The sequence below is a fragment of the Planotetraspora mira genome, assembly GCF_016863275.1.
Lineage (GTDB): Bacteria > Actinomycetota > Actinomycetes > Streptosporangiales > Streptosporangiaceae > Planotetraspora > Planotetraspora mira.
In genome coordinates this window covers 113,681-127,464 of record NZ_BOOO01000037.1, presented here as the reverse complement: position 1 = coordinate 127,464, position 13,784 = coordinate 113,681, and the positions used below count along the sequence as shown (strand labels likewise).

Genomic DNA, 13,784 nt, shown 5'->3' with positions numbered 1-13,784 from the left:
CGCCACTCTGTGACCGGGAGGTCAGTTTGCGCCGCTATTTCGGCAGAAAGCTCCTGATTTATGGGCTCACCTTCTTCGTTGCCGTCACGATCAACTGGTCGATCCCGAGGTTCATGCCGGGGGACCCCGTGCAGAGCATGCTCTCGCGGGCGAACATCTCCCAGCCAGAAGCCGTCGAGGCCATGCGGGTCCACTACACGAATCTGTTCGGGTTGGACCTCCCACTGTGGAAGCAGTACCTGAACTTCTGGGGGGCGCTACTCAAAGGTGATCTCGGCATCAGCATCTGGCTGTTCCCGACACCGGTGACCGACGTCATCGTCCGGGCCGTGCCGTACACGCTGGCGCTCCTCATTCCGGCCATCCTGCTGAGCTGGGTGGCGGGCAACCGGTTCGGGGCGTTCGCCGCACGTCGCACGTGGCTCGACAACACCGTCCTGCCGGTCGGTTACGTGCTGACCGCCACCCCCTACATGTGGCTCGCGATCCTGCTGGCCTGGGCCCTCGGGATCGTCGCCGGGATCTTTCCGGTCGCCGGGGCGTACAGCTTCGCGATGGAGCCCAGTTGGTCGCCGGCCTTCCTCGCGAGCCTCGCGCAGCACTGGTTCCTCCCATTCGCCTCGCTCTTCCTGGTGGCGTTCGGAGGATGGGCGATCGGCATGCGCAACATGATCATCTATGAGCTGGAGGCCGACTACGTGCACTATCTGGAAGCTCTCGGTGCGTCGAGACGGCTGGTCCGGCGGTACGCCTTCAGGAACGCGATACTGCCGCAGATCACCGGGCTCGCCCTCCAGTTGGGCGTGCTGGTGGCCGGCGCCCTGGTCACCGAGATCGTCTTCTCCTATCCCGGGCTCGGCCATCTGATCCTTCAGGCCATCCAGAACCAGGACTTCTTCCTCCTGCAGGGGACCTTCCTGTTCGTCGTCATCGGCGTTCTGATCGCCAACTTCGTCATCGACATCGTGTACGTCCTGGTCGATCCGCGTACCAGGACCGGGATGGGAGGAGCGGCGTGACCGCCGTGCCCACCGCGCGCCGGGAGGCGCTGCACTTCGCGCTGCGCAACGGGAAACTGCTCGCCGGGCTGGTCGTCGTCGGGGTCTTCCTGATCGCCGCGGTGGCCGGACCGCTGATCATTGACTACGGTCCCAACGACTACGTCGGACCCGCCGCCTCGCCGCCGTCGGGGGAGTTCTGGTTCGGCACGACGACGTTCGGGCAGGACGTCCTCGCCCAGTTCGTGTACGGCCTGCGTGCGACCTTCCTTGTGGGAATCCTCGGCGGCGGGCTGGCCGCCGTCATCGGCATGGTCGTGGGTTTCACCGCGGGGTACCGCGGCGGCCTGGTCGACGAGGTGCTCAACATGATCACGAACATCGTCCTCGTGCTGCCCGCCCTCGTGGTCCTGCTGATCATCAATGCGTACCTGGGCGTGCGGAGCATCGGCCTGCAGGCGCTGTTCATCGGTCTGACCTCGTGGCCGTGGGCGGCGCGGGCGATCCGCGCGCAGACGTTCTCACTGCGCTCCCGGGACTTCGTGGATCTGGCCAGACTCAGCGGCGTGCGCACAGCGAAGATCATTCGCCGGGAGATCGCGCCGAACATGAGCTCCTACCTCTTCATGACGTTCATCCTGCTCTTCGGGGGATCGGTCCTGATCGCCGCGTCGCTCGACTTCATCGGGCTGGGTCCCACCGAGGGCGTCTCCCTGGGGCTGATGCTGAACAACTCCGCCCGGTGGAGCGCGCTCCAACTCGGGATGTGGTGGTGGTTCATCCCGCCGGGGGCCGGCATCACCGCGATCGTCGGGGCCCTCTACGTGATGAACGTCGGCCTGGACGAGGTCTTCAACCCGAAGCTGAGGGAGATGTGACGTGGCTCTGAGGGTGACCGACCTCAAGGTCCACTATCGGACGCGCCGGGGCGAGGTGAAGGCCCTGGACGGCGTCACCTTCTCCGTCGCCGACGGCGAGATCATGGGGCTAGCCGGGGAGTCCGGCTCCGGCAAGTCCACACTCGGGAAGAGCCTGATCCGCCTCGACAGCCGGATGCGGCACGTCGGCGGCACCGTCGAGCTCGACGGGACCGTGGTGCCCGTGACCGACAAGCGGCGGATGAACGCCTTCCGCTTCCACAAGATCTCGATCATCCCGCAGTACTCGATGAGCGCCCTCAATCCCACCAGGAAGATCGGCCGGATGGTCGGCGAGCTGTTGGCCTCCCGCGGTGTGCGGCTGGAGACCGCGGAGCTGGAACGGCGGCTCGAGCTCGTCGGGCTCTCCGCGGAGGTGCTCGGCCGCTATCCGATCGAGTTGTCCGGCGGGATGAAGCAGCGGGTGGTCATGGTCGTCTCCACACTGCTGAACCCGTCGCTGCTCATCGCCGATGAGGTCACCTCGGCACTCGACGTCTCCACCCAGAAGGCCGTGGCGCGCACCCTTCTCGGTCTTCGTGACGGCGGCCTCGTCGGCAGCATGATCGTGGTGACGCACGACATCTCGCTCGTCTACCAGATCGCGGACACGATCATGGTCATGTACGGCGGGCGGCTGGCGGAGAAGGCTCCGGCGGACGCCGTGGCGACCTCACCGCGCCACCCGTACACGCGGGCTCTGATCTCCTCGCTGCCCGAGGCGGGGGTGCGGCATGCGGACAAGCGGCTGCAGGGCATTCCAGGGAGCCCGCCCGCACTGCTCGACCCGCCGCCCGGCTGCCGGTTCAGGGACCGGTGCCCGCTCGCCTTCGAGCGCTGCGCGGAGCAACCGCCGTTCGCGGAGGTGGCGCCCGATCACTTCGTGGCCTGTTGGAAGGCGATGTGATGGCCGAAGACGTGCTGCTCAGGCTCGACCGGGTCTCCAAGGTCTACAAGGTCGGGGCGTTCGGCGGCAGGGAGCTCGCCGCGGTGTCCGACGTCGGTTTCGAGGTGAGGCGGGGCGAGGTCGTCTCCCTCATCGGCGAGAGCGGGAGCGGGAAGAGCACCCTCGCCCGGATGATCCTTCGGTTGACGTCCGTCAGCGGCGGCACGATCACCTTCGACGGCACGGACGTCTCCACCCTGGGCAGGTCGTACTACCGCCAGGTCCAGGGCGTCTTCCAGGATCCGTTCAGCTCGTTCAACCCGATCTTTCCGGCAGACCGCGTCCTGACGATGATCAGGGACCAGTTCTTCCCCAGGGCCGCGGGCTGGTCCGAGCGGGTCGCGGCCGCGCTCGAGGACGTGCGGCTCGACCCCGGCCAGGTGCTGGGCAAGTATCCCCACCAGCTCAGTGGCGGCCAGCTCCAGCGGCTGCTGATCGCGCGGGCGCTGCTGCTAGACATCAGGCTGCTGGTCGCCGACGAGATCACCAGCATGCTCGACGCCTCGACCCGCATCGACGTGCTCAACCTGCTCGCCGACCTGAAGGCGCGCGGGCTGGGCGTCCTGTTCGTCACCCACGATCTGTCACTCGGCACCTACGTCAGCGACCGGACCGTGGTGCTCCGGCAGGGGAGGGTCGTGGAGTCGGGCCCCACCACCCAGATCTTCGAGCGCCCTGAGCATCCGTACACCCGTAACCTGCTCGCGTCGGTTCCCCGATTGGGCGCCAAGTGGGCCGACGAGGCCGCGCCGACCGGTTTGCCGGACGGCACACCGGTCGTCACGGCGGATGGCACGGGGAATGCCACAGGAAACGTCGCGACGCACGTCACAGAGGAGAAAGCGTGAGCTTGCACCGTCCCCTGCACGACGGATGGACCGTCACCGCCGTGTCGTCGACCGGGCGGCTCGGGCCGGTGATCGCCGGAGTGCCCGCGATTGTTCCCGGCTGCGTCCACACCGACCTCCTCCACGCCGGGATCATCGACGATCCCTATCTTGACGACAACGAGACGCGGCTGAACTGGATAGGGCACACCGCCTGGGCCTACGAGACGACGTTCACTTGGTCGGACACCGGCGACGACCGCGCCGATCTGGTCTGCGAAGGGCTCGACACGGTGGCGACCGTCGTGCTCAACGGGGTCGAACTGGGGGCGACCGCCAATATGCACCGGTCGTATCGCTTCCCGGCACGCCACTTGCTCCGCGAGGGCCGGAACACGCTGAAGGTGCTGTTCGACCCTCCGTATGAATACGCCGAGAAGTGGCAGGCGGCCCTCGGTGACCGGCCAGGCGCCTACACCGAGCCGTATCAGTTCATCCGGAAGATGGCATGCAACTTCGGCTGGGATTGGGGCCCGACGGTGGTCACCTCCGGAATTTGGGCACCCATCGGCCTCCACGCCTGGAGTGCTGCCCGGCTGGCCGAGGTGCGTCCGCTCGTCACGCTCGACGGAGCGGACGGCGTGGTGGAGGTACACATCACGGTGGACCGCGCCGTCGAGGAGCCACTCACGCTGACCGTCTCCGTGGACGAGATCACCGAGGAGTTGCTGCTGGCCGCCGGCGAGCGGCAGGCGGTCGTGCGGCTGACGGTGCCGGATCCGGAGAAGTGGTGGCCTCGTGGCCATGGCGCCCAGCCGCTCTACGACCTGACTGTGCGCCTAGGCGAGGAAATCTGGACGCGAAGGATCGGCTTCCGCTCCGTCCGCCTCGACCGTTCCGATGATGCCTTCACCCTGGTCGTCAATGGGAAACCGGTGTTCGTGAAGGGCTTCAACTGGATACCCGACGACTGCTTCCCCTCCCGCCTGACCAGGGAACGCGTTGCCGAGCGGTTCTCCCAGGCCGCCGGCGCGGGAGCGAACGCCCTGCGGGTGTGGGGCGGCGGCCGATACGAAAGTGACGACTTCTACGACCTGGCCGACGAGATGGGACTCCTCATCTGGCAGGACTTTCCTTTCGCCTGCGCCGCCTACCCCGAGGAGGGACCATTCGGCCGGGAGGTCGAAGCCGAGGCCCGAGAACACGTGTCCCGCCTGGCGCGACACCCCAGCCTCGCGATCTGGTGCGGAAACAACGAGAACATCGAGGGCCACACCGACTGGGACTGGCAGGACGGCCTCGCCGGGCGGACCTGGGGTGGCGGCTTCTACTACGACCTGTTGCCGCGCGTAATCGCGGAGTTGGACCCGACCCGGCCCTACTGGCCGGGCAGTCCCTATTCCGGCGCTCCCGACCTGTCGCCGAACGATCCTGCCAAGGGCACGATGCACATCTGGACGGTGTGGAACACCCACGACTACACGCACTATGCGGACTACACGCCGCGGTTCGTGGCCGAGTTCGGCTTCCAGGGCCCCCCGACCTATGCGACCCTGCGTGCCGCCGTCAGTGACGACCCGCTGACCCCGGACTCGCCGGGGGTCAGGCACCACCAGAAGGCCGTCGACGGAGGCGCCAAGTTGCTACGCGGCCTTGGCGATCATCTGCCCGCGCCGTCGGGCTTCGACGACTGGCACTACTTCACCCAGGTCAACCAGGCGAGGGCGGTGGCCTTCGGCGTCGAGAGGTTCCGGGCGCTCGCGCCGTACTGCATGGGCACGCTCGTGTGGCAACTCAACGACTGCTGGCCGGTCACGTCCTGGTCTGCCGTCGATGGCGGCGGACGGCGCAAACCCTTGTGGTACGCACTGCGGCGCGCCTTCGCGGACCGGCTGGTGACCTTTCAAAGCCGGCGCGTGGCAATGGTCAACGACACAGACGAAACGTGGCAAGGGGAGCTTGAGCTGGTTCGCCTGACCCTCGAGGGAGAACCCTTGGCCAAGGAGCGCGTCGCCGTCGCGGCGCCGCCCAGGGGAACGGCCTGGGTGCACCTGCCTGACGCCGTCGCCAAGGCCGAGCGCCCAGGGCAGCAGGTCCTTTCGGCGACCCTTGACGGAGTGCGCGCGCTGCGCTTCTTCGCCGAGGATCCGGCGCTGGACTACCCCCCCGCCGATCTGGATACGTCGGTCGAGGCGGTCGGCAGTGGCCTGAGAGTGAGCGTCACCGCCCGGACGGTGGTACGAGACCTAGCGTTCTTTCCCGATCGGCTCGACCCGCTCTCGAGGGTGGACGATCAACTCCTCAGCCTCCTCCCCGGTGAGACGGCCGTCTTCCATATCGAGGGAGGCGCTCCCGACCCCGAGGCGCTGACCCGCTTTCCGGTTATGCGCTGCGTCAATGAACGCCGCTGAGCGCACACGACGCAAAGTGAAACAGCGGAGCCGCCGACTGTCCATCCATCCAACCGACGGCGCCCACCTTGCGGCTGATGAAAGCATCCAACCGCGATGTGGAACAGGGTGGTTCACCCGGCTTCGGGAACGGGATTTACGCGCAGGACCCGTGCGGGGGCCGCCGCAGCACCCGGAAGATTGAGGACGGTGCCCTTCCTCCCGTTACTGGTCGCTATTGGAGTGCCGGTGGCGAGGTCGAGGACTTCCGTTCCCTGCGGGAGATGGAGTCCGGTGACGACGGTTTCCCCGGCTACCGGCCCGAGTAGGTGGACGTACAGGGTGTGGGCCTTCACGGTGAAGCGGACCGGGAGGCCGTCCTGGGTGGTGGACTCGGGGGTGGTCCACGGACGGGTTCCGTACACGGCCTCCCCGTGAACGGCGAGCCAGGAGCCGAGTTCCATGAGCGAGCGTTGCTGGATCTGCGGGATCCGGCCGCGATCGTCGGGGGAGACGCCGAGCAGGAGGTTGCCGTTCTTGCTGACCACGTCCAGCAGGAGGTGGACGAGTTGGGTGCCGGAGAGAGTGTGCTCGGGGCCCTCCTGGCGGTTCCAGCCGAAGGAGACGCCGATCGGACGGGCGACCTCCCACGGGCGGGTGTCGATCACGTGCCGGCGGGCGAAGTTGGGGGTGGAGACGTCGTAGCTGCCGCTCCAGAATCGATCGGTCACCACACCGTCTGGAACCTGGGCGTAGTAGTCGCGGAACATGACCGCCGGATCGCCGGGGTAACCCATGTCGTTCCAGAGGATGTCCGGGCGGTACCGGTCGATGAGCTCGCGCCAGTGCGCGTCCACATAGGCGGCGTATTGCGTGCCGGGAGGGCAACTGTCCCGGACGTCGACCATGCGCCGGACCGGCAGGTTGGCGAAGGACCAGTCCAGGCCGGATGAGTAGTAGACGCCCAGCCTCAGTCCCTTTTCCCGTACAGCCGCAGCCACCTCGCCGACGACGTCGCGTGGGGCGGTCCAATCGTCGCGGTGCGGTACGGCGGAGGGCCACATGCGGAAGCCGTCGTGGTGCTTCGCCACGGGCACGGCGTACCTGATTCCGGCGGAGGTGAACAGGTTCGCCCACTCGGTGGGATCCCACTCGGTCAACGCGGTGGCGAAGGATGCCCTGAACTGCCGGTAGGGCATATTTCCGTAGGTGGCGCGGTGGTAGTTCCAGGTGGGGCTGCCTTCGATGGCGAGACTGTTCTGGTACCACTCGGAGAAGGGATGGGCGACGAGAGGGTCGGGCTCATCGTTTTCATGCGGCCGGGTCTCTTCGTCGGTGAGCAGCTCCACCAGCGACTCGTCGAGCGGTGCCCAGCCGGGCACCGAATACAGGCCCCAGTGAATGAGCACACCGAGTTTCGCGTCGCGGAACCAGGTGGGTGTCTCCCGCTCTGGGGCTTCCTCAGCCTTGGCCCGCTTTCGCCGCTTCCTCACCTGAGGCTTCGGTTCCGGGCTCCGGCGGGCGGCGGCGGTCCTGGACGCGTGGGTGAGCGCCCAGGCGCGTGCGCCTTCGGCGTCCCGGTTCTCCAACGCCGCGATCACCATGTCGTGGTCCAGCAGCAAGTGCTCGCGTCCTTGGTCCCACATCGTCTGCCAGACAGAAAGGCGCGTGGCACGGCTGAACAGGGCGTCGGCGAGTGATGCGAGAACGGCGTTGCCGCTCATCTGCGACAACCCGAGATGGAACTCTCGGTCGGCATCGGCGGCTTCCGCCGGGGTATCCGCCCCTGCGACCTCCGCTGCGAGCTTGGTCAGGATGGGCGCCCCTTCTGGGCCGGTGCGGACCGCCGCCAATCCGGCCGCCGCTCCTTCCAGCACGGCCTGCACCTCGAGCAACTCATCCCGCCGGGTCTCGTCCGCGATCGGCAGCACCAGGCGAAGTCCGGACAGCAACTGCTCAGGGTCGAGCGCTGTGACGAACACCCCGGCTCCCTGACGAGGATCGACCAGTCCGAGCGCGACCAGCGCGCTCATGGCCTCACGGATGGACCCGCGCGACACACCGAGCTGCAAGGCGAGGTCCCGTTCGACGGGGAGTTGCTGCCCGGGCGCGAAAGCGCCGTTCGCGATGCGATCGAGGACCTGGCGTAGAGCCCACGACACGGCGGGGCGGCTGGCCCCCGGGCGCTGGTCGCCGGCTGTCATCGAACCTCCAGGTAAACATCAGGACAAGGAGACTCTAAGTCATCGGACCAATTGACGCCAGATCATCCACTCTTCGGGCCAACCTGAGCCGCCGCTGCGTGAGTCATTGGGTCAATTTCGCGTAACAACCCCTTTACATGGGCTTCATCCGGGAGTAGAACTCTCCTGCGCTCACAAGTCATCGGGACAATTTCATCCGAGCTGGATTCGCTGGTCCTAGCACAACCCCCTGTGAGGATCCCATGAACATCAATCGGCGGGCTTTCGCCCTCCTGGCGGCCGGAGGCGCGCTGGCGCTGGCGACCGCGTGCGGCGGCACATCCGACCCTGCCGCGAGTGGCTCGGCCACCGAGGCCGCCACCGGTCCGGTCACCCTCAACCTGTGGACCTGGACGGGGGCGCCGGGTGGCGCGGCCATGCAACGCGCCATCGACGCCTACACCAAGGACCACCCGAACGTCACGATCAAGAACACCGAGATCGCGCAGCTCGATTTCAAGGCCAAGGTCCCGCTCGCGCTGAACGCCGGCGAGCAGATCGACGTCCTGGCCGTGCAGCCGAACCTGTTCGCCGACCAGATCAAGGATCAGTTGCTGCCGGTCTCCGCGTGGGAGAAGGACCTGCCGGCGGGGACGATGGCCAAGTTCCAGCCACTGTCGCTGGAGCAGAACAAGAAGCTCTACAGCGATGGCCAGCTCTACTCGGTCCCGTTCGGTCTGAGCGGCTCGGCGGTCGGTTTCTACAATGCGGCCCTGCTGAAGGAGGTCGGGGTGGAGCCGCCCCAGACCTTCGCCGACATGGCGAACCTGGCCACTGTCCTGAAGGAGAAGAAGCCGGGTGTCGCGGTGGCGGTCATGCCGTCCGGCGCCGACTCCTGGTTCCAGGACGAGTTCGCGCTCACGTTGGTCGGTCAGCAGGACAAGGACTTCTTCAACAACGTGCGCTACAACAACGGGCCCTGGAACACCCCGTCGTACGTCCAGGGGCTGACGGCGCTGCAGAAGATCTACAACGACGGCGGGCTCGACAAGAACCTGATCGACGTCGATTACGCCAAGGCCGAGGAGACCTTCGCCACCGGTAAGGCAGCGATGATCTTCAACGGCACCTGGGACTCGGTGCTGCTCTCACCTGCCTACCGTGAGGCGAACAAGATCGCGCTGACCGATGTCGGCGCGCTGCCGGTCCCGGCGGTGGGTGATCCGGCCACGCGGTCGCTGCGGTCGTTCCTCGACGTGACCATGGGTGTCCCGAAGACGGCCAAGTATCCCAAGGAGGCCGCCGACTTCATCGCGTACATCACCACGGGCGCGGGCGTCGACGCGTGGGCCAAGGACCTCGGGCTCATTCCGGCCGTCCAGGGATGGAACCCGCCCGAGGGCACGTTGACCAGCGACGCTGAGAAGACCGGACTGAAGACGATCCAGGACCTGATCGCCAGCCCGCACGGCGATCGCAACAACCTGAGCGCCTTCTCCGCCGAGGTCGGCAAGGGCGTACTGAAGGTCATCGGCGGTGGTAACCCCACGGAGGCGGCCCAGAAGATGCAGGACGACCTCGACAGCGGCAAGTTCAGCTGACGGGTCCCCTCCGGCCGGGGCGCAGCGCAATTGCGCCCCGGCCGGGTGCCAGAAAGGTTATCCATGCGGCGCACGCTGAAGGGCGAGGGACGGATCGCGTTCCTGTTCCTGATCCCGCTGTTCGTCATGTACGCGATCTATTTCGGGTACAGCTTCTGGTTCTTGATCCGCACCAGCTTCACCAAGGTGTCGATCAGCTTCGCCAACGCGGTCGACGTGGGCTGGAAGAACTACCGCCTCCTGCTGGAGGACGAGACGTTCATCCACGCGATCCGCAACAACCTGCTGTTCGCCGCGGCGAGCATCGCCTTCGCGCTGACCCTCGGGTTCGTGATCGCGGTGCTCCTGGCCTCGGGCGTCGGCGGGCGCAAGCTCTATTACGCGATCTTCCTGGTTCCCGCGCTCACCCCGATCGCACTGGTCGCCACGGTCTTCGGGCGGATGCTCCAGTATCAGGACGGCGCACTGAATCAGGCGTTCCGGGCGGTGGGCCTGGACGGGCTGGCCGCACACTGGCTCACCGAGCCCGGCTGGGCGTTCGCCGCTGTGGTCGGCCTGTTCGCCTACCTCATCGGCTTGCCCATCATGTACTACACCGCTGACCTGTCCACGTTGCGCACCGATGTGCTGGAGGCCGCGGTCCTGGAGGGTGCGGGCCCGCTGCACATCATGCGGACGATCATCCATCCGATGATGCGCAGCACTCACATCACAGTGATCCTCGCCCTGCTCCTCGGCTCCTTCCGGGCCTTCGAGGTCGTGCTGCTGTCCACGGGCGGTGGTCCTGACGACACGACCGAGATCGTCGGAACCTACACCTACCGGTTCGTGACCTCGGCCGGCTCCACGATCGGTTACGCCTCGGCCGCGTCGGTCCTGGTGCTGATCGTCGCGCTACTCGTGTCAGCGACGCAGGCCCTGATCGCCCGGCCTCGCCGTGCTCCTCAGGAGCGGCGGAGCAGTCGCCGCACGAAGGATGGCGGCATGAGCAGCAGGGGTGCCGGGGCACCGGCGTCGCCCTCCGGCCAGGCCGCCGAGAAGCCGGACGCGGAAAGGACCTCGCGATGAGTGTCAGCACGTCACACGCCGGCGGTTTCGGCCTCCTGGGCCGCCGCCGTCGAGATCGCATGATCATGCAGCTGTTCCTCGGAGTGACGGCGGTGGTCTGGCTGTTCCCGGTGTGGTCGGCGCTGAGCGAGGCGTTCAGGCTCGGCGGCCCTTCCACGTTCGTGTCGCTGTTCACCGACCCCCTTGGGGGCGTGCCGATCTGGCGGACGTACCTGAACTCCCTGGCCAACGGTGTCGTCCACACCGCAGTGGTCCTCGTTGTGTCGCTGCCTGCCGGCTACGCCTTCGGGAAGTTGCAGTTCCCCGGCCGTGAACTGCTCTACTACGGCACGCTGCTGTTCCTGGCCATCCCCGGCACCGCGATCCTCGTGCCGCTGTATCACGTCACGCACGAGTTGGGCCTGTTCAACACCTACCTCGGCGTCGGCCTGCCCGAGGCCGCGCTGACCGTGCCGTTCGGCGTGCTGCTGATGCGCAACTACGCCGACAACGTGCCCGACCAGCTGCTGGAGGCGGCGATCGTGGACCGGGCCGGTCATCCGCAGATCTTCCGGTACGTCTTCGTTCCCATGGCCCGCCCGGCCATCGTCAACCTGACCGTCCTGTGCTTCATGTGGTCGCTGCAGGACTTCCTGTGGCCGGCCATCTTCAACACGCGGCCGGAGATGACGACGGCCGCGCAGGCGGTGTCCACCTTCCACAACGCGCTGTCCGCCTCGCCCGTCGACGCCGCTCGCTACAGCGCGAGTCTCGTTCTCCTCGCCCTTCCCGCGGTCCTTCTCGTCGTGTTCGGCCTTCGCTTCATCACCAGCGGGCTGACCAGCGGCGCGCTCAAGGACTGACCCATATCTCGGGGGTTGACCCATCATGCTGCCCAGGCGCACCGTTCACCTGGACTTCCACACCGGCCCGAAGGTTCCCGCCGTCGGCGCCGCCTTCGACGCCGGCACGTTCGCCCGCACCTTCGTCGAGGCACACGTCGAGAGTGTCACCCTGTTCGCCAAGTGCCATCACGGGCACCTCTACTACGACACCGACCGGCCGGAGCGGCATCCCGGCCTGGCCAAGGAGCTGCACCTGCTTGAGGAGCAGGTCGAGGCGCTGCACCGTGAAGGGCTCAAGGCCCCGATCTACCTGAGCATGGCGGTTGACGAGTACGCCGCCGAGCTCGCTCCCGAGTGGATCGCCCTGGAGCCCGACGGCCGGCAGGTGAGGCGCTCCCATGGGCGGTTCGATCCCGGTTGGTACGTCCTCGACATGTCCAGCCCGTACCAGGACTACTTCACCGACCAGCTGGCGGAGGTGCTGACCCGCTTCGGCACCGTGGACGGGATATTCCTCGACATGTGCTGGGACCAACCCAGCTCGTCCAAGTGGGCGGTGGACGGGATGCGCCGCGCGGGGTTGGACCCCGCCGACGCGGCCGACCGGGACCGGTTCGCGCGGAAGGTCGCCCATGAGTACATGGGCCGCTTCCGCGACATGGTCCTGCCGCATCTCGCCGACGACGCGCCGATGAGCATCTGGTTCAACAGCCGGCCCAAGACCGCGCTGGCGGAGGAGATCGGCTTCATCTCCCATGTGGAGATCGAGGCGCTTCCCACAGGCGGCTGGGGATATGGCTATCTGCCGTACGTGGCCAGGTTCGTCCGGCCCCTGGGGTTGCCCGCGCTGGCGCACACCGGCCGCTTCCACAAGAGCTGGGGAGACAACGGCGGCCTCAAGACGCCCGCGGCCCTGAAGTTCGAGTGCGCGCAGATGCTGGCCTACGGTTTGACCGCCGGGGTCGGCGACCTGCTGCACCCGAGCGGACGACTCGCCCCTGAGACATACGACCTGGTCGGTGAGGCATACGCCTACCTCACGTTGTGCGAGCCGCACGTCGAGGGCGGTGCGCACGTCAAGGAAGTCGCCGTGGTCATGGACCCCCGGCTCGGCGACGACCCGGGCTCGGTCGGGGTCGGCGTGGTCAAGGCGCTGCAGCAACTCCGGCTCCAGTTCGACGTGATTCCCCCGGACGCGCCCGTCATCGATTACCGGGCCGTGGTGGTTCCCGAGACGACACCCGTCTCGCCCGAGTTCGCCGCCCGGCTCCGGCACTTCATGGAGGCGGGCGGGGCGTTATTGGTGAGCGGGGCCGCCGCCGCGGCCATCGGAATCGAGGGCGTCGAGATCCATGAGGGGGAGCCGCTGGAAGGAACGTTCCTGCGGCCCGCGGGGCAAACGGACGCCTTCCCTCATGCGATGTATGAGCCGACTCTCAGATTCACCGCGGCCGACGGCGCGGACGTGCTGTACGACGTGGTCGAGCCGTACTTCACCCGCGCGTGGGACGCCTTCAGCGGCCACGACTACACCCCTGCGGGAACCGGGCAGCCGCGTTACGCGGCGGCGATCGTCAGCGGGCGCACGGCCGTGACCGCGGCGCCCATCTTCACCGCGTACGGCAGACACGCTCCGCTCGCCTACCTTCGGATGCTGGCGGAGATCTTCGACCGGATCCTCCCGGACCCGATCCTGCAGACGGGTGGACCCTCCCACCTGGAGGCCATGGTCGTCGACACTCCCGATGCCCGCGTGGTGCACCTGCTCAGCTTCCTCGCGTCCCGGCAGGCCGAGGGACTCAGCCCGATCACCTTCGAGGTGGAGGGCATCGACGTCATGCGCGACCCGTTCCCGCTGGTCGGCATGGAGCTCGCGGTGAGATCTGAGACCGCGCCCAGCGCCGTCCGGCTCGAACCGCACGGTCGCGACCTGCCCTTCACCTACGAGAACGGATACGTCCGCACCACGGTCGACGTTCCGGACGGCCACGGCATGGTCGTGATCAAGGCCTGAACCACTCCACTTCCCG

Annotated in this window: 10 protein-coding genes; 9 read left to right on the top strand and 1 reads right to left on the bottom strand. The window is 67.3% G+C overall.

Going from position 1 to position 13,784, the window contains the following annotated elements:
• Positions 1-26 precede the first annotated feature (26 nt).
• From Pmi06nite_RS31710 to Pmi06nite_RS31690, 5 genes are read left to right on the top strand one after another with little or no spacing between them, the layout of a single operon-like run.
• The gene (locus Pmi06nite_RS31710) at positions 27-1,019 is read left to right on the top strand and encodes an ABC transporter permease (protein WP_203956842.1); all 993 of its coding nucleotides are present in this window, start codon (positions 27-29) and stop codon (positions 1,017-1,019) included.
• Positions 1,016-1,876 carry an ABC transporter permease gene (locus Pmi06nite_RS31705; protein ID WP_203956841.1) on the top strand — a complete coding sequence of 287 codons (861 nt, stop codon included), beginning with the start codon at positions 1,016-1,018 and terminating at the stop codon, positions 1,874-1,876. Before Pmi06nite_RS31710 ends, Pmi06nite_RS31705 begins: the two co-directional genes overlap by 4 nt.
• A 1-nt stretch (position 1,877) precedes the next feature.
• Complete coding sequence (locus tag Pmi06nite_RS31700) at positions 1,878-2,822, top strand: ABC transporter ATP-binding protein (protein ID WP_203956840.1); 945 nt, start codon at positions 1,878-1,880, stop codon at positions 2,820-2,822.
• 14 nt (positions 2,823-2,836) lie between these two features.
• Positions 2,837-3,709: an ABC transporter ATP-binding protein gene (locus tag Pmi06nite_RS31695; protein WP_203956902.1), complete on the top strand. Its 873-nt coding sequence runs from the start codon at positions 2,837-2,839 to the stop codon at positions 3,707-3,709.
• Complete coding sequence (locus tag Pmi06nite_RS31690; protein ID WP_203956839.1) at positions 3,706-6,099, top strand: glycoside hydrolase family 2 protein; 2,394 nt, start codon at positions 3,706-3,708, stop codon at positions 6,097-6,099. The genes Pmi06nite_RS31695 and Pmi06nite_RS31690 overlap by 4 nt, the downstream gene beginning before the upstream one ends.
• Positions 6,100-6,212: 113 nt before the next feature.
• On the opposite strand, the gene Pmi06nite_RS31685 is transcribed toward Pmi06nite_RS31690, so the two are convergent.
• Positions 6,213-8,282: an alpha-L-fucosidase gene (locus Pmi06nite_RS31685; RefSeq protein ID WP_203956838.1), complete on the bottom strand. Its 2,070-nt coding sequence runs from the start codon at positions 8,280-8,282 to the stop codon at positions 6,213-6,215.
• A 242-nt stretch (positions 8,283-8,524) separates the two neighbouring features.
• On the opposite strand from Pmi06nite_RS31685, the gene Pmi06nite_RS31680 reads away from it, so the two are divergent.
• The 4 genes from Pmi06nite_RS31680 (at position 8,525) to Pmi06nite_RS31665 (ending at position 13,768) form a co-directional block, all read left to right on the top strand.
• Positions 8,525-9,862: an ABC transporter substrate-binding protein gene (locus tag Pmi06nite_RS31680; RefSeq protein WP_203956837.1), complete on the top strand. Its 1,338-nt coding sequence runs from the start codon at positions 8,525-8,527 to the stop codon at positions 9,860-9,862.
• 63 nt (positions 9,863-9,925) lie between these two features.
• Positions 9,926-10,930 carry a carbohydrate ABC transporter permease gene (locus Pmi06nite_RS31675; RefSeq protein ID WP_203956836.1) on the top strand — a complete coding sequence of 335 codons (1,005 nt, stop codon included), beginning with the start codon at positions 9,926-9,928 and terminating at the stop codon, positions 10,928-10,930.
• Positions 10,927-11,772 carry a carbohydrate ABC transporter permease gene (locus tag Pmi06nite_RS31670; RefSeq protein WP_203956835.1) on the top strand — a complete coding sequence of 282 codons (846 nt, stop codon included), beginning with the start codon at positions 10,927-10,929 and terminating at the stop codon, positions 11,770-11,772. Before Pmi06nite_RS31675 ends, Pmi06nite_RS31670 begins: the two co-directional genes overlap by 4 nt.
• A gap of 25 nt (positions 11,773-11,797) precedes the next feature.
• Entirely contained in the window at positions 11,798-13,768 is a 1,971-nt protein-coding gene (locus tag Pmi06nite_RS31665) for an alpha-amylase family protein (RefSeq protein WP_203956834.1), read from the top strand.
• The last annotated feature ends 16 nt before the right edge of the window (positions 13,769-13,784 follow it).

Coding starts and splice junctions, on each gene's coding strand:
- Pmi06nite_RS31685 (WP_203956838.1), bottom strand. CDS start 8,282: ATGACAGCCGGCGACCAGCGCCCGGGGGCCAGCCGCCCCGCCGTGTCG.
- Pmi06nite_RS31670 (WP_203956835.1), top strand. CDS start 10,927: ATGAGTGTCAGCACGTCACACGCCGGCGGTTTCGGCCTCCTGGGCCGC.
- Pmi06nite_RS31680 (WP_203956837.1), top strand. CDS start 8,525: ATGAACATCAATCGGCGGGCTTTCGCCCTCCTGGCGGCCGGAGGCGCG.
- Pmi06nite_RS31665 (WP_203956834.1), top strand. CDS start 11,798: ATGCTGCCCAGGCGCACCGTTCACCTGGACTTCCACACCGGCCCGAAG.
- Pmi06nite_RS31675 (WP_203956836.1), top strand. CDS start 9,926: ATGCGGCGCACGCTGAAGGGCGAGGGACGGATCGCGTTCCTGTTCCTG.